This is a genomic window from Flavobacterium sangjuense, assembly GCF_004797125.1.
Taxonomy (GTDB): Bacteria; Bacteroidota; Bacteroidia; order Flavobacteriales; family Flavobacteriaceae; genus Flavobacterium; species Flavobacterium sangjuense.
The window spans coordinates 1,297,414-1,314,699 of the sequence record NZ_CP038810.1 but is presented as its reverse complement, the minus strand read 5'-3'; the positions used below and the strand labels follow the sequence as shown (position 1 = coordinate 1,314,699).

General features: G+C 37.9%; 11 protein-coding genes. 7 read left to right on the top strand and 4 right to left on the bottom strand.

The annotated features are described in order from the left end of the window. Window positions 1–47: 47 nt before the first annotated feature. Together GS03_RS05810 and GS03_RS05805 are read left to right on the top strand one after the other, a co-directional pair. On the top strand, window positions 48–7,217 hold the full coding sequence (locus GS03_RS05810; RefSeq protein ID WP_136151616.1) for a GEVED domain-containing protein: 7,170 nt from the start codon (window positions 48–50) through the stop codon (window positions 7,215–7,217). Between the two features lie 118 nt (window positions 7,218–7,335). Further along, window positions 7,336–8,379 (top strand): methyltransferase, encoded by a 1,044-nt coding sequence (locus GS03_RS05805; RefSeq protein ID WP_136151615.1) that lies wholly within the window; start codon window positions 7,336–7,338, stop codon window positions 8,377–8,379. Window positions 8,380–8,426: 47 nt separating this feature from the next. On the opposite strand, the gene obgE is transcribed toward GS03_RS05805, so the two are convergent. The 4 genes from obgE to hpt form a co-directional block, all read right to left on the bottom strand. Next, a complete protein-coding gene (gene obgE, locus GS03_RS05800; RefSeq protein ID WP_136151614.1) occupies window positions 8,427–9,461 on the bottom strand; it encodes a GTPase ObgE in 1,035 nt (344 codons plus the stop codon). Window positions 9,462–9,477: 16 nt separating this feature from the next. After that, window positions 9,478–10,701 (bottom strand): hemolysin family protein, encoded by a 1,224-nt coding sequence (locus tag GS03_RS05795; RefSeq protein WP_246034190.1) that lies wholly within the window; start codon window positions 10,699–10,701, stop codon window positions 9,478–9,480. Window positions 10,702–10,810: 109 nt separating this feature from the next. Next, on the bottom strand, window positions 10,811–11,383 hold the full coding sequence (locus GS03_RS05790; RefSeq protein ID WP_136151612.1) for an adenylate kinase: 573 nt from the start codon (window positions 11,381–11,383) through the stop codon (window positions 10,811–10,813). 63 nt (window positions 11,384–11,446) lie between these two features. Next, window positions 11,447–11,977 (bottom strand): hypoxanthine phosphoribosyltransferase, encoded by a 531-nt coding sequence (gene hpt, locus GS03_RS05785; protein WP_136151611.1) that lies wholly within the window; start codon window positions 11,975–11,977, stop codon window positions 11,447–11,449. A 105-nt stretch (window positions 11,978–12,082) separates the two neighbouring features. On the opposite strand from hpt, the gene GS03_RS13340 reads away from it, so the two are divergent. The 5 genes from GS03_RS13340 (at window position 12,083) to GS03_RS05760 (ending at window position 17,241) form a co-directional block, all read left to right on the top strand. Then, window positions 12,083–12,619 carry a hypothetical protein gene (locus GS03_RS13340; RefSeq protein ID WP_168710271.1) on the top strand — a complete coding sequence of 179 codons (537 nt, stop codon included), beginning with the start codon at window positions 12,083–12,085 and terminating at the stop codon, window positions 12,617–12,619. A 50-nt stretch (window positions 12,620–12,669) separates the two neighbouring features. After that, window positions 12,670–13,821 carry a 5-(carboxyamino)imidazole ribonucleotide synthase gene (locus GS03_RS05775; RefSeq protein ID WP_136153070.1) on the top strand — a complete coding sequence of 384 codons (1,152 nt, stop codon included), beginning with the start codon at window positions 12,670–12,672 and terminating at the stop codon, window positions 13,819–13,821. Between the two features lie 100 nt (window positions 13,822–13,921). Then, window positions 13,922–14,407 (top strand): 5-(carboxyamino)imidazole ribonucleotide mutase, encoded by a 486-nt coding sequence (gene purE / locus GS03_RS05770; RefSeq protein WP_136151609.1) that lies wholly within the window; start codon window positions 13,922–13,924, stop codon window positions 14,405–14,407. A gap of 57 nt (window positions 14,408–14,464) precedes the next feature. Beyond that, window positions 14,465–16,492 carry a M3 family metallopeptidase gene (locus GS03_RS05765; RefSeq protein ID WP_136151608.1) on the top strand — a complete coding sequence of 676 codons (2,028 nt, stop codon included), beginning with the start codon at window positions 14,465–14,467 and terminating at the stop codon, window positions 16,490–16,492. Window positions 16,493–16,737: 245 nt separating this feature from the next. After that, complete coding sequence (locus GS03_RS05760; protein WP_136151607.1) at window positions 16,738–17,241, top strand: GbsR/MarR family transcriptional regulator; 504 nt, start codon at window positions 16,738–16,740, stop codon at window positions 17,239–17,241. Window positions 17,242–17,286: the final 45 nt, after the last annotated feature.

Sequence of the window (17,286 nt, the reverse complement as noted above, 5' to 3'; positions counted from 1 at the left end):
ACTAGATTTATTTTTATCCCATTGTTGAATGAAAATTAATCTGCTGTATGGAAAACAATTACCCAAACAAAAAAGAAAAATCGAAATCTACATTTACCAAATTAGGAATTAGTTTATTTCTGATTTGGATGTTTTCTTCAAATATTATAAATGCTCAAGTTCATACTAATCCATCAACTGGCGTAGGTTCATATACCATTCCTGCCGGAGTAACATCTGTAAATGTTCAGGTATGGGGAAGCGGTGGGTCTGGCGGCGGATCTTCAACCAATAATTCTGGTGGATCTGGTGGTGGTGGTGGTGGCTACACTACCAAAACCTTTAACGTAACTGCTGGTGATGTCATTAATTATAATGTTGGTGTTGGTGCAATAGCCGGAGCAGCCGGAGCAAATGGTTTAAGTGGTAATCCAACAACACTTTCCCATGTTCCATCTGGAAATAGTTTTACAGCTGGTGGTGGTGGCAACGGAAATGCAAATGGTGGTGCCGTAGGTGCTGGAGGTACTGCAACAGGTGGAACAACAAATACTGTTGGAGGTGCTGGAAGCGCTGGAGGTGCAGCTCCTGGCGGAAATGGCGGAAATGGCGGAAATACTACTACTACTTTTGGCGCTGGTCAAACAAATGCAAATGGTTTATCTGGAACAAATCCTGGTGGCGGTGGCGGTGGCGGTGAAAAAGATGGTGGAACAAGCACCTCTGGAGGAGCTGGTGGAAATGGACAAGTAATCATAACCTGCGGGCCAACAATATCAGGTTTTGCAGCCTCAAGCGGATGTGTTGGTTCAACCATTACAATAAACGGAACTAATTTTTATAATATAACAGCAGCTAATGTCACTATCGGCGGTACAGCTGTGGCTTCTATAACTTCATTTACCACAACTCAGATTATTGCGGTTATTGGAGCCGGAACAACAGGAGCTGTAAGTGTTGTGGCTTTGGGCGGAACTGCAACCAGCGCAGGAACATTTACAGTAAATACTTTACCCGCTAACCCAAGTAATCCAACAAGCAATTCTCCACAATGCAATCCTCCTGGGGTTACTTTAACAGCAGTAGGAACGGTTCCTGCGAATGAAGCTTGGTATTGGCAAACTGTTTCTTTAGGAACAAGTACAGCAAATAGCGCAGCCACCTATACTGCAACTACTTCGGGCACATACTACATCAGAGCATACAATACCGTTTCAGGTTGTTGGAGCTCTGGACAGGGAAGTTTAGCGGTTGTCATTAGTACAAGTATAAGCACTTTGGCTACAGTCCCATCACCTGCAACAGCTGCAACGGGAATTTGTTATGCCGGCACAGGTGCAGTAAGTAGTATTTCATGGACAGCAGCGGCTGGAGCAACATCGTATGATGTTTACTTTGGAGCAGGAAGTCTTCCGGGAACGGTAACTGCAAATGTTGCTACTACATCCTATACTACAGGAACTTTATTAGCTTCAACAACCTATTACTGGAAAATAGTACCGAGAAACAGTACCTGTCCATCAACAGGAACAGCATTAACTTGGAGTTTCACTACTTCCGCTACACCATGTTATTGTACGCCAACCGGAAATTTAAATTGTACGGCTAGTGATTTCATTAGTAATGTCACTTTAAATACTTTAAATAATACTACTACCTGTGGCGCCGGAGGATATACTGTTTATGCAGCTTCAGGCTCGCAAACAACAACATTAGTCACAGGACAAACCTATACGTTCAATTTAAGTGTTGGTGCCGGAACCGGAAATCACGGTGCCGGAGTATGGATAGATTTTAATCAAAACGGAGTATTTACCGATGCCGGGGAATTTTTCTTAGTAAGTAATACCATTGCTCCAAGCGCAACTATTTCAGTATCGATTGCTATTCCGGCGGGAGCAACTCTCGGAACAACTCAAATGAGAGTTCGATATGCGTACAATTTAACAGTCGTATCGACTATGAGTTGTACCATGGCAGGAACTTACGGAGAAACCGAAGATTACTCAGTAACATTTGTTGCGCCGGCAGCTTGTACAACACCAACAGCACAACCAACAGCACTTATATTAACTCCTGCAAGTACCAGTATTTCAGGAACATTTACAGCGGCTTCACCAGCACCAAACAATTATTTGGTAGTAATCAATACAACTGGTGTTGCGCCTTCACCGACTAACGGAACATCTTATACGATTGGTGGAACTGTTGGCGCTGGTAATACAGTAGTTGATATTGACAGTAACACTAGTTTTACTGCTTCAGGATTAAGCTCGTTAACACAGTATTACGTATATATCTTTTCGTATAACTCAGCGTGTACTGGCGGACCTTTATATCTTGCAGCTTCTCCTTTAAATGCAAATGCAACTACATTGGGACCAACCTATTGCACTGTTGGCGGAACTTTAGCTGCAAGTTCGTATATATCAAACGTTACCTTAAATACTATAAATCAGACAAACTCTGCTTGGGGGGGTTATAGAGATTATTATCCATCCCTATCAACTAATGTTTTGCAATCAACTAGTTATACCATAAGCGTTACGATATGGAATGCTACAACAACACAAAAAAATATTTCTGCCTGGATTGATTGGAATTTAAATGGTGTTTTTGATGTCGCCACTGAAACTGTTTTGTCTACAACCTCTACTGTAGCGACTCCTCAAAGCGTAACATTAACCAATACTTTTACTGTTCCATTAACTGCAATTGTAAATCTAACCCGTTTAAGAGTTGAACTTGCATTTAATTCAGAAGGTGCCGCTGCGCCGTGTAATGTATTTTCTCTAACCGACGCACAGGATTATAAAATAAATGTTCAGGCAATTGTAGCTTGTACAACTCCCACTGCGCAACCAACTTCACTAGTTTTAACACCGGGAGGAACAGCTATCGCAGGGGTTTTTACCGCTGCATCACCAGCTCCAAATAATTATTTGGTTGTAATCAACACTTCAGGCGTAACACCAACTCCGGTAAATGGAACAACCTATGCCATTGGAGGAACGGTCGGAGCAGGAAATACCGTAGTTGATACAGATAGTGATAACACTTTTACTGCTTCGGGATTAACACTTACAACCTTATATTACATTTATGTTTTCTCCTATAATTCGTCTTGTAGCGGTGGTCCTTTGTATTTGACTACTTCCCCATTAAATGGAAGTGTCACCACATTGGCAACAAGTTATTGTTTACCAACAGGAAATTTAACCTGTACTTCTGGTGATTACATTGCTAATGTAACTATCAATACATTGAACAACAACACTACTTGCAATACTGGCGGTTATACTAATTTCCCTGCTACAGGAACACAAACTACTACACTAACCAGAGGAAATACATATAATTTAAGTGTTGGAACTGGTTACGGTACTAAAAAACACGGCTTGGCTGTATGGATTGACTTTAACCAAAACCAATCTTTTGCTGATGCCGGAGAATATTTCACCTTTGGAAATGGTGTCATTGCAAACTCAATCAATACAATTGCTATTGCTATTCCAGCCGGAACTCCATTAGGAACAGTAAGAATGAGAGTTCGATATGGTAAACAAATCAATATGGCATCGACCATGAGTTGTACTATGGCAGGAACTTACGGAGAAACCGAAGATTATACATTAACTATAATTAACCCTATTGCTTGTGTGGCTCCGATTTCACAACCAACCGCGTTGATATTAAATTCGGCCGGAACTACAATTGCAGGTAGCTTTACAGCTCCAAGTCCTGCCCCTAACAACTATTTGGTAGTGATTAATACCACCGGAGCTGTACCTTCACCGGTAAACACTACAACTTATACCATTGGTGGAACTGTTGGTACTGGGAATATTGTGGTTGACAATGACTCAAACGTAACATTTACCGCTACCGGATTATCGACAACAACAACCTATTATATTTTTGTCTTTGCTTATAATTCAGCTTGTACGGGCGGACCAACTTATAATGTCACCACGCCTCTTTCAGGAAGTGTAGCAACAATAACATCAAACTACTGTGTTCCTTCGGTTGGAGTAAACCTACAGGACGATTGTTATTTCTCTGAAGTAAGTTTTATTGGGACATTAAATGATGTCTCAAATTATTCTACTTATTCTTCAAGCCCACGAGGATACCAAGATTTTACAGCATTAACAAACTTAGCTTCTCAGGCACAGGGTGAAGGAGTCAATGTGTTCGTTCAGGCGTTATATAGTTCCTATATGGTAGCTTGGGTGGATTGGAATAAAGATGGTGTTTTTGATGATACAGTTCCAACAAATGAGGAAGTGTATAATTCCGGAACTATATCTACGGGATCAACAACCTTCGGATTTATAATTCCATCTTCTACGCCAGTTGGTAATTATAGAATTAGAATTAGATTAAATCAATACCCGGATTTAACCACTATTGAATCCTGTGGAAATATCAATAATGGTGGCGAAACTGAAGATTATATTTTTACAGTGGTTTCGAATTGTAATTCCTTAATTACATCGGTAACAGACGGAAAAACATGTGGCACCGGAACAGTTAACCTAACAGCTAGTAGCACTTCTGTTGGAGTAACAGAATACCGTTGGTATACTACGCCTACAGGTTCAACCTTGGTTGGTACAAGTCCTACCGGAAGTTGGACAACACCTTCCATTTCAACCACTACAACTTATTATGTAACTGCTTACAACGGTTGCGAATCATTGGTTAGAACAGCTGTAACTGCTGTTATTAGTCCGATTCCAACTTTAACTTATTCTCCAACCAATCCAACAGTTTGTGGCGAAGATGTAGTTTTAAATCTAACAGCAACCGGAGATGTAGAAGAGGTTTTTCTTATTGACGAAAAATTCAACAGCGGTTTGGGAACTTTTACCAACACTAATATTACTTCAAGTGGTTTTGACGCCTTAACACAATGGCAAAACCAAAGCAGTACTTATGTTCCAACAGGTGAGGTATGGTTTCCTGCAATTTCAACAGGTATAACCGGAAATACCTTTGCTTATACAACATCCGATGAAATTAATGCAACAGCTCACACCCAATTAGCTTCAGCTACAATTAGTTCGGTCAACTTTACTACTCTTACCTTAAGCATGAGAATGTATTATTCGCGTTACTTTATGGATGGAACTTATCTAACTGACGATTTTGTTACCATCGATGTTTCTACTAATGGTGGTGGATCATGGACAGAAATAAGAAGATATACTGAAGACGTAGGAATTGGAACCCGGTTTGAAACCTTATCCTTTGATTTGGCAGCTTATGTTGGTCAAGCTAACTTAAAAGTCAGAGTGCGATATTATGGTGAATGGTGTGATGGTGTTGCTGTTGATGATATAAAATTATACGGATACAGACCAATTAGTACAGCTTTAAGCTGGACTAGTGCCACTACTGTGAACGCCTTTACTGACGCCGCATGTACGATTGCCTATGTTTCGGGAACACCGGCAGTCAATGTTTATGTAAAACCTTCATTGGCTCAACTGGAATTGTTTAGCTACAGTTTTACCGCCAATGCAACTTTAGCAAACGGTTGTACGACCAGTAAGACTATAACAGTTACAAACAATACCAAAATTTGGAATGGAACAGATTCCTATTGGGATGATGATGAAAACTGGATACCTTTAGGGAAGCCGACAGCCAGTAATTGCATTATAATTCCTGATACTACCTTTGACCCTATTATATCCGGAACAAGCTATGATGCTTTTGGGAAAAACATTAAAGTAAAATCAGGTGGAATCCTAACTGTAAATTCAGATAACAATATAACAATTACAGATGAGGTCACAGTCAGTAGTGGCGGACTATTTGACATAAAAAATAGTGCTAGTTTAATACAAACCAACAATACTGCTTTAAATAATGGTTCTATTAAGATGACCCGAACCACAAGAGCTATGACAAGATGGGCTTACGTTTATGCAGGTTCACCTGTAGCTGAAAATGCTTTTAGCCAAATCCCATCACAATTTGATTTAAAATACCGTTGGACATCGGGCACAATGAATGGAGCCTGGGTTGGACTTACGTCACTAACTTCGGGAGAAGGTTTTATTGCCCGGGTTAGAAATATTGCTCCATTTAGTACCGGAACAGGAACTATTGATTTTGTATATACCGGAACTCCAAAAAATGGAATTGTTAATGTAAATGTGGATAGTTATAACTCAAGTTCTATGGTTGCTGGAAATACCGTTTTATTAGCAAATCCGTATCCAAGTGCTGTTGATTGCAAAAAGTTTTTAGAATATAATGTTGCTGGCAAAAGTAATTCAGAATTGGGAGGAACGTTATTCTTCTGGACATCTGTTACGCTATATAACGGATCTGGACCTTATTCAATGACAGACTATGGAAGCTGGAATTTAGTAGGAGGAACAGGTAGCATGCCTGCAAGTGCGCCATCAGATTTAAGTCTAAAACCAAATGGTAAAATAGCCGCAGGTCAGGGATTCTTTGCCCAGGCTTTTGCTGATGGACAAATTCATTTTGATAACATAATGCGTGAACCTGATTTTAATTCACAATTTTTCAAAAATTCAAATACAACTCATAGTGAGGAAAATAGTAGAATATGGTTGAACCTTTATAGCGATACTACTTTCAGACAAATGTTAGTGGGCTACGTTGATGGTGCTACTAATGGTCACGACAGATTGTATGATGGTGACGCCTTTACAAACAATGAAATAAATATTTATTCATTACTTGACAACAGAAAATTAGTGATACAAGGTAAAGCATTACCATTTGATGAAAATGATATTATTCCGTTAGGCTACAAGATTACAAACGCTGGTAATTATTCGATAAACATAGATGAATTGGATGGTATTTTTAGTGGTAATCAAAACGTGTATTTGAGAGATAAATTACTGACTATTGACCATAATATAAAACAAAGTCCATATACATTTACTACTACAGCCGGTACATTTGACGACCGATTTGAATTAGTATTTGTCAGCAATGCATTAGGTACAAACAATCCAAGTGAAATAAATACTTTTGCTACGATTTCTAATCATCAAATCAGAATAGAATCAAGTGAGTTTATAAAAAAAATAAGTCTTTATGACATAACAGGAAAACTCATAAATAACTATTCCTTGACAGAATATAAAAAACAATTTTCTGACGCTTTCAATTATCCTAATGGAATCTATATTGCAAAAATCACTTTAGACAATGATATGGTGGTTACCAAAAAAATAATCCATTAACAACTAATTTTAAATAAAAAAATCCCGTTCGAAAGACGGGATTTTTATTTGGTCATTATTTAGGAAAAAATTTATACCTTTAGTATAGCAAACAACTAACAAGCTATAAATTAAACAAATGGACAACAACACCAACCAACCAACGCCCCAAAACATTATGCAAATCGGAACAGCTTTTTGGCCTTCCAAAGTATTGCTGACAGCAGTAAAATTTGAATTATTTACTTTGTTAGCCAGCCAAAAATCGATGACAGGTGCCGAAATAAAAAAAGCTTTATCCTTTCAAGCCACAGACAGGCATGTATATGATTTTCTTGACCTGTTAACTGGTTTAGGTTTTTTAATTCGTGACGGAATTTGGGACACGGCTAAGTATTCCAATTCGGTTGACACTGATACCTTTTTAGATAAAAATAAACCCTCCTACATAGGCGGAATCCTTGAGATGGCAAACGACCGGCTGTTCCGGTTTTGGGCAGATCTTGACGAAGCGCTTCTTAGTGGCAAACCTCAAAATGAATTGAAACATAGTGGTAAGTCAATGTTTGAAGAATTGTATTCTGATTCGGCACGCTTAAAACAATTTATCCATGCCATGTCAGGTATATCTGTTGGTAATTTTATGGCGCTTGCTAATCAATTTGATTTTTCACCTTATAAAACACTTTGTGATGTTGGAGGAGCTGCCGGCGTCTTATCGATTCAGGTAGCCAAACACAATCCACACATGAGTTGCACTACTTTAGACCTGCCAGCCGTAGAAACTATAGCCAAAGAAACTATAGCAGCACAAGGAATGAGTGATAAAGTAAAGACTGGTTCCGTCGACTTTTTTACTGATGAATTTCCAAAAGCAGATGTCATCACCATGGGTATGATTTTGCATGATTGGGATCTTGAGAATAAAAAAATGCTGATTAAAAAAGCCTATAATGCTTTACCCGAAGGCGGAGCTTTTATTGCCGTGGAAGCCATTATTGATGACGAGCGAAAAAAGAATGTTTTTGGGTTATCGATGTCGCTCAACATGTTGATTGAATTTGGTGTGGCTTTCGATTTTACCGGAGCTGATTTTGAATCCTGGGTTAAGGAAGCCGGATTTAAAAAGGTAACCATCATGCCACTTGCCGGTCCGGCTAGTGCGGCTATTGCGATTAAATAAAATTTACTTAAATAGAAAATCCCGCCTTTCGAGCGGGATTTTTTGTTTTATAAACCATGACTGTTTTCTGGCTCTTCTGTATCAACGTTGAGCATTTCCCAAAGTTTGTCTTTTAGTTCCGTTAAGCCTTGCTGTGCTACAGAAGAAATAAACATAAAAGGAACTCCTTTGATTTCCTTTTTAAGTTGTGCTTTTAGTTCGGTTTTTAATTCCTCATCAAGCATATCGCATTTGGAAACAACCAACAATTTATCCTTATCCAACATTTCAGGATTGTAACGACGTAATTCGTCTAACAGGATTTCATATTCTTTTTTGATATCATCAGCATCGGCCGGAACCAAAAATAATAAAGTTGAGTTTCTTTCAATATGTCGCAAGAAATAATGTCCCAATCCTTTTCCTTCCGCCGCACCTTCAATAATTCCGGGAATGTCTGCCATTATGAACGATTTGAATTCACGATAAGCAACAATTCCCAAATTAGGTTTCAAAGTCGTAAACGGATAATCAGCAATTTTTGGCTTAGCCGATGTCAACACCGAAAGCAAAGTTGATTTTCCTGCATTTGGAAAACCTACCAAACCAACATCTGCCAAAACTTTCAACTCTAAAATAACATCCAATTCTTCAGGTGGCATTCCGGGTTGTGCATAACGCGGCGTTTGGTTGGTTGAACTTCTGAAATTCCAGTTTCCTAATCCACCTTTTCCGCCTTTGGCCAAAATTCTTTCTTCACCATTTTCGGTTATTTCAAATAAGATTTCGTCGGTTTCTTTATCGCGAACAACCGTTCCCAACGGAACTTCAATCGTAATATCTTCACCATCGTGACCTGTGCTTCTTGAACTTCCGCCATCACCACCATGACCTGCTTTAATATGACGGGCAAACTTGAGGTGAAACAATGTCCACAGACCTTTGTTTCCTTTTAAAATAACGTGTCCACCACGACCACCATCACCACCATCTGGGCCACCTTTTTCAATAAATTTTTCTCTGTGTAGATGCGAAGAACCCTTTCCTCCTTTTCCGGAAGAAACATATATTTTTACGTAGTCTACAAAATTTCCCTCTGTCATTATTTCTTTTCTTTTTTTATTCTCTTAACGTTTTTACCAGCACTTTATCAATCTTCACTCCATCCATATCGATGATTTCAAGTTCTAATTTGTTCCAAATTAACTTTTCTCCGGTAGTTGGAATTTTACCCATTTCGGTCATGATCAATCCGCTTACGGTTGTGACTTCGTAGTCGTTGGTCAACTCATCCATATCAAAATAAGTCAGAAAGTCGTGTAACGAATACAAGCCATCAACCAACCAGGTTCCATCTTCACGGGCTATCAATTGGTATTCATCTTCATCAAAATCGGATGCATCACCAACCAAAGCTTCTAAGATATCATTCAGCGTAATTATTCCCTGAAACACTCCGTATTCATCGGTAACAAAAGCATAATGCACTTTCGATTTTTTGAAATTCTCCAATGCTTTATAAGCCGAAGTATGCTCAATCAGATAAACCGGCGATTTGGTAATTGATTTTAAATTGAATTTTCCTTTTTCAAAACTTGCAAACAAATCTTTCAGCAAAACCACACCTTCAACATCGTCCATATTCTCTTTGCAAACTGGATAAATGGAATGCAATTCATCCAAAACCTTGGCTTTCAATTCTTCAATCGTGTCGTCAAACGAAAGATAAACTATCGATTGTCTGTGCGTCATTAACGAATTGATTTTTCGGTCGCCAATATGAAAAACGCGTTCCACTATGTCCTGCTCAATTTCCTGAACTTCGCCGCCTTCGGTTCCTTCTTTGATAATGGCTTTGATTTCTTCTTCGGTTACTTTTCCGTCAGCTGTTGGTTTGATGTTCAACACTTTTAGCAATCCATCTGTCGAAATGGTCAATAACCAAATAAACGGTGCTGTAATTTGTGAAATGATTTTCATCGGAACAGCAACGGCTTTGGCAATATTTTCGGGATGATTTAGTCCGATTCTTTTTGGTAATAATTCGCCTAAAACCAAAGAAAAGAAGGTTAAAACAACCACGACAATTCCAACGCCAATACTTTCCGAATACGGTTTCAAAGCATCAAACCCTGCGACGAAAGCCTGCACATCGTGTGTAATCTTATCTCCGGAATAAATACCGGTCAAAATTCCGATTAACGTAATTCCGATTTGAACTGTGGACAGAAATTTATTTGGTGAATTAGCCAAATCTAGAGCAACTTTGGCATTCGTATTTCCTTTTTTTGCTGCAGTTTCCAGACGGTTTTTACGCGCAGAAATCAACGCGATTTCCGACATGGAGAAAACGCCGTTAAGCAGGATTAAAAAAAGTATGATGAGTATTTCCATTTTGAGTTATAAGTTATAAGTTATGAGTTGTGTAATAACCAATAACAAAAAATTGTTTTTAAAATTTGTCGAATACGTTAGTCAATCGTTCCGTCACTTCTGCAATTGTTCCGATGCCATCCACTGAATGAAATTTGCCTTGTGCTTTGTAATAATCCATCAATGGCGCTGTCTTTTGGTTGTATTCGTCGTAACGGTTTCTGATTTTTTCTTCGTCCTGATCGTCTGGTCTTCCCGAAGTTTTTCCTCTTTCTAACAAACGGGCAACTAAAATATTGTCATCGGCTTCTAACGCTACAGTTGCTGTAATGCTTTGATTTTTGGATTCCAAAAAAGCATCTAAAGCTGCTGCCTGCGCTAATGTTCTTGGAAAACCATCAAATAAAAACCCGTCAGAATTCGGATTTTTATCTACTTCGCTTTGCAACATTTGGATGGTAACTTCATCCGGAACCAAATCTCCTTTGTCCATATAGGTTTTAGCAAGCTGACCCAATTCGGTATCGTTTTTTATATTGTATCTGAAAATATCTCCTGTTGAAAGATGTGTCAGATTGTATTTTTCCTTTAAAAATTCAGCTTGTGTGCCTTTTCCTGCACCTGGTTTTCCGAAAAGAACGATGTTAATCATTTTATATAACCTTAAAAATTTTAGTAATTTTTTATAATAATGTTTTATACTCTTGAGCATTTTTTATTGTGCTAATTGATAAACGTCGGCTAAATTTCTTCCTAATCCATCGTAGTCTAAACCAAAACCAACAATGAACTTATTCGGAATTCTGATTCCAACGTAATCAATCTTAATGTCTTTTTTATAGGCTTCCGGTTTGAAAAACAAGGTTGCGATTTTCAAATGCTTTACTTTGTTTTGTTTGAAAATAGCTTTCAACTCCTCAATTGTATTTCCTGTATCGACAATATCTTCCACAACGACAACAGTTCTTCCTTCCAAATCCTGATTTAGACCAATCAGTTGTTTTACTTCGTTGGTTGTTTCAGTTCCTTCATACGAAGCCATTTTTACAAAACTCACTTCACACATGCCTCGATAGTGTTTCATCAAATCAGACAAAACCATAAATGATCCGTTCAAAACACCAATAAATACAGGCACTTCGTCAAAAAAATCATCATCCATTTGCTTAGCCATATTTTTAATTGCAAAATCAATTTCATCAGATGAAATGAATGGCTCGAATGTTTTATCGTGTAAGTGTATCATTTTTTTGAAATTTAAAATAAGGTGCAAAGATAAGAACTTGGAAGTTAGAAGCTAGACCTTAGAAGTGAAAATGTTAAATAAAAATGGATTTTTTATATTTACAAAATGGATCTGACTTTCTTTAACCGAATTGCAAAAAGCAACGCCAGCACAAATTGCAGAAATGGCAATCGTGATTTTGTTGTGGAAAATCCGGAATACCTGAAAGATTTAGTAGCTTTTGCAACCGATTTAACCAACAAAAATCATTACAAAGCCGTTTGGATTATCGAAATGCTTGTTGAAACTCATACTAAAATGCTCGCTCCTTTTGTTGATATCATTTGCGAAACCATTCCGAAATACAAACACGAATCAGCCATCAGAGGAATGTCGAGAACCGTTTTTTTTCTGAGTACTTCCAAAACAATTTCTTTAAGCGAAACCCAACAGGAAAAACTAATCGAGATTTGTTTAGATTGGTTAATTGGTGATGCCAAAGTCGCTCCGAAAGCTTATGCCATGTATACATTAGGGCATTATGCAAAAAAACACGATTGGATAAAAGAGGAATTGCGAAATATCATTGATAAAGATTTTGCTTCTCAATCCGCTGGATATAAAGCTGCCGCACGTGAAGTTTTGCGAAAAATATCTAAATGATTTTTGAATTTGAAATAGTATCTTTGCACCAACAACTACAACTACAACGAATGAACTATTTCTCTTCCGATTTTAAACTAGGAATTCTCGGTGGCGGACAATTAGGCAAAATGCTATTGGCCGAAACCCGAAAATTCGATATTCAAACCTACATTCTCGATCCAAGCAGAGAAGCTCCATCACAATTTGGTGCTACTCATTTCTCTATTGGTGATTTAATGGATTTTAATACCGTTTATGAATTTGGAAAAAAAGTCGATTTGCTAACCATCGAAATTGAGAATGTAAATCTTGACGCTTTGGACAAACTGGAAGCCGAAGGGCAAAAAGTTTTTCCATCTCCAAAAACATTGCGACTCATTCAGAACAAAGGCATTCAAAAAGATTTTTATGTACAGCATAACATTCCGACTTCAGCACACCAACGTTTTGTAAATCTTGATGATTTAAAATCAAATTGTCTAACTTTCCCTTTTGTATGGAAATGCGCCCAGTTTGGTTACGACGGAAATGGCGTAAAAGTAGTTCGCTCCATTGATGATATCGGAAATTTACCAAATGTGGAATGCGTCGCTGAGCAAATGGTTTCGTTTAAAAACGAACTGGCCGTAATTGTCGCTCGTTCTGCTTCCGGAGAAGTAAAAACCTATCCTGTTGTAGAAATGGAATTCCATCCCGAAGCCAATCAAGTGGAATATGTAATTTGTCCGGCTCGAATTGATACTAAAGTAGCTCAAAAAGCAACTGAAATAGCATTACAAGTTTCAAAGGCTTATAACCATGTTGGTTTGCTTGCCGTTGAAATGTTTCAAACGCATGATAATGAAATTTTGGTAAACGAAGTCGCGCCTAGACCACACAATTCGGGACATTACAGTATTGAAGCGAGTTATACTTCCCAATTTGAAAATCATCTTCGTGCGATTTTGGGTTTGCCTTTGGGGAATACTGCTAGCAAAGTTGCCGGAATTATGGTAAATTTGGTCGGTGCTGAAGGATATAGTGGAAACGTTATCTATGAAAACATCGAAAAAATTATGGCAATTGACGGCGTGACACCTCACATTTACGGCAAAAAAGAAACACGTCCTTTCCGCAAAATGGGACATGTAACGATTGTCAATGAAGATATGAAGGAGGCGAGAAGAATTGCGGAAGAAGTAAAGAACAGTATCAAAGTAATCAGTAAAAAATTATTATAAATAATGACCCGAACGTAGTGAACGGGCGTAAGCAATATTAAATTTTGAATGAAAGAATAAAATCATTTAATAATTTATAATTTATAATTCAAAATAGAAAATGAGCAAAGTAGCCATAATCATGGGTTCAAAATCAGATTTACCCGTAATGCAGGAAGCCATCGACATTCTAAAAAGTTTTGACATCGAGACCGAAGTCGATATTGTTTCGGCACACCGAACGCCGGAAAAATTATTTGATTTCAGTAAAAAAGCACATACGCGTGGCATTACAGTAATTATTGCCGGAGCTGGTGGTGCAGCACATTTACCTGGTATGGTTGCTTCTATGTCGCCATTGCCTGTGATTGGCGTTCCCGTAAAATCGAGCAATTCTATTGATGGTTGGGATTCAGTTTTGTCTATTTTGCAAATGCCTGGCGGCGTTCCTGTGGCAACTGTGGCGCTTAACGGAGCAAAAAACGCCGGAATTCTGGCAGCACAAATTATCGGAAGCCACGACAAAATGGTACTTGATAAAATTATCATTTACAAAGAATCTCTAAAAGATGCGGTGAACAAATCATCGGATGAAATGAAAAAATAGGTTAAAAAAACCCCTAAAAAAACACTTAAACTTTGCGCCTTTGCGCCTCTGCGAGCAATGAAAATCCTAACACAAAAATTCAACACAAAACACAATACGGCACCTTTTAGTCAAATCAAATTAGAAGATTATCAAACCGCTTTCGAAGAAAACATCGCCAAAGCCAGAACTGAAGTTGATGCCATTACCAACAATCCGGAAGCACCAACTTTCGAAAATACTATCGAAGCATTAGATTTTTCAGGCGAAGCTTTAGACCGATTATCGTCGATTTTCTTTAATATGAATTCGGCTGAAACTTGTGAAGAAATGCAAAAAATTGCGCAGGATGTTTCTCCGTTATTAACTGCTTTCAGTAACGATATTGCGTTAAATGAAGATTTGTTCAAACGTGTAAAAGCAGTTTACGAACAAAAAGACAAGCTAAATTTAACAACAGAACAAGCCACATTATTAGATAAAAAATTCAAAAGCTTTTCCCGAAACGGAGCACTTTTACCAGAAGATAAAAAAGCACGTTTACGTGAAATTGATACGGATTTGTCCAAACTAAAACTGACTTACGGGGAAAATGTGCTGGCGGAAACCAACAATTATCAATTGCATATTACCAATGAAAACGATATAAAAGGTTTGCCGGAAGGAACAGTTGAAGCCGCGGCAAGTCTGGCAAAATCAAAAAATATGGAAGGCTGGATTTTCACTTTGGATTACCCAAGTTATATTCCGTTTGTTACCTATGCCGACAATCGCGAACTTAGAAAAGAATTGGCGATTGCCAACGGTAAGAAAGCATTCCAAAATAACGAATTCGACAATCAGGAAATTGCGTTGAAGATTGCCAAATTACGTTTTGAACGTGCTAATTTATTAGGTTACAAAACCCATTCTGATTTTGTTCTCGAAGAACGAATGGCACAAACTCCGGAAAAAGTAAAATCGTTTTTGAATGATTTGTTAGCCAAAGCCAAACCGGCAGCCGAGAAAGAATTTGCACAATTAACCGCTTTCGCAAAAGAACTCGACGGAATTGATCAATTGGAAAAATGGGATGGTGCTTACTATTCAGAAAAACTAAAACAAAAACTTTTCGATTTTGATGACGAACAATTAAAGCCATATTTCAAACTGGAAAATGTTTTGAATGGTGCGTTTACTGTGGCTGAAAAGTTATTCGGGATCAGATTCAAAGAAGTTTTTGATATTGATAAATACCATGAAGATGTGCAGACTTTTGAAGTTTTGGATTTCCAAAATGAATTGGTTGCCATTTTCTATGCCGACTTTTTTCCAAGAAAAGGGAAACGAAATGGCGCGTGGATGACTTCTTTCAAACCACAATATATAAAGGATGGTGTTAACGAAAGACCGCATGTTTCTATAGTGTGCAACTTTTCGCCTCCAACCGAAAGCAAACCTTCACTCCTGACCTTTAACGAAGTAACGACTTTGTTTCATGAATTTGGACACGCTTTACACGGCATGTTGGCCAATACTACTTATCCAAGTTTATCGGGAACTTCTGTTTATTGGGATTTTGTGGAATTGCCAAGTCAGGTGATGGAAAACTGGTGCTACGAGCCAGAAGCCTTGGCGATTTTTGCCAAACATTATGAAACGGGAGAAATCATTCCACAGGAATTTGTAAATAAAATTAAAGAAAGTGCCAGCTTTTTAGAAGGAATGGCAACGTTGCGCCAATTGAGTTTCGGGATTTTAGATATGGCTTTCCACAGTAACAATCCAAATGCGATTACGGATGTAAAAGCGTTTGAAAAAGTCGCATTTGATGGAACGTCTTTATATCCTGATGTGGAAGAAAACTGCATGAGTGTTTCGTTTTCGCATATTTTTCAAGGTGGCTATTCTTCGGGTTATTACAGCTACAAATGGGCAGAAGTTCTCGATGCCGATGCGTTTGCGTATTTTCAGGAAAAAGGAATTTTCAACACTGAAGTCGCGACCAAATTCAAAGAAAACGTATTGTCAAAAGGCGGAACCGAATTACCGATGGAATTATACAAACGCTTCCGCGGACAGGAACCAAAACCTGAAGCTTTACTTAAGCGAGCGGGATTAATTTAGATTGTTAGATATTTAGAAACCGGAGTTATGCTTCGGTTTTTTATTTAACGTGGACTGCGTTAGGGATTGAAGCTAGCTACCATGTAGCGCGGAAAGCCCGACCTGAAAGGGAACGCCATAATAATTTAAAATAACTTTCATTTTTTTTTGAAAGTTTAAAAACTTTTGTTTACCTTTGACTCATGACAATGAGCAATTTTAATTGCGATTTGCATTTGACCTTTAAAAAACAATAAAAGCGACAAATGAAATTCAAAGAAGCTAAAAATAAATTCGTTCAGACATGGGGAGCATTAGGCTCACAATGGGGTATTAACAAAACCATGGCTCAGATTCATGCGTTATTGATGGTATCGAATGAAGCGGTTTCAATGGAAGACATAATGGAAGAATTGCAGATTTCAAGAGGAAACGCTTCTATGAATTTGAGAGCATTAATGGATTGGGGAATCGTTTACAAAGAATACAAAGCCGGAGAAAGAAGAGAGTTTTTCACAGCTGAAAAGGATTTAGATGAATTGGCCGTAAAAATTTCAAAAGAAAGAAGCAAAAGAGAAATCAAACCAGCTTTGAAAGTTTTAAAAGAAGTTTCTTCGATTGAAGCCAATGCAACAGCAGAAGAAAGACACTTTGTAGAGCAAACAACCAAATTATACGATTTTGTTTTAAAAGCCGATAATGTTATGGACAAAATCACAGAATACAAAGACAATTGGTTGGCACAAATTCTGGTTAAGTTTATGAAATAAACATTTTTTTAATCAAAACTTTCAATTTTTTCTGAAAGTTTAAAA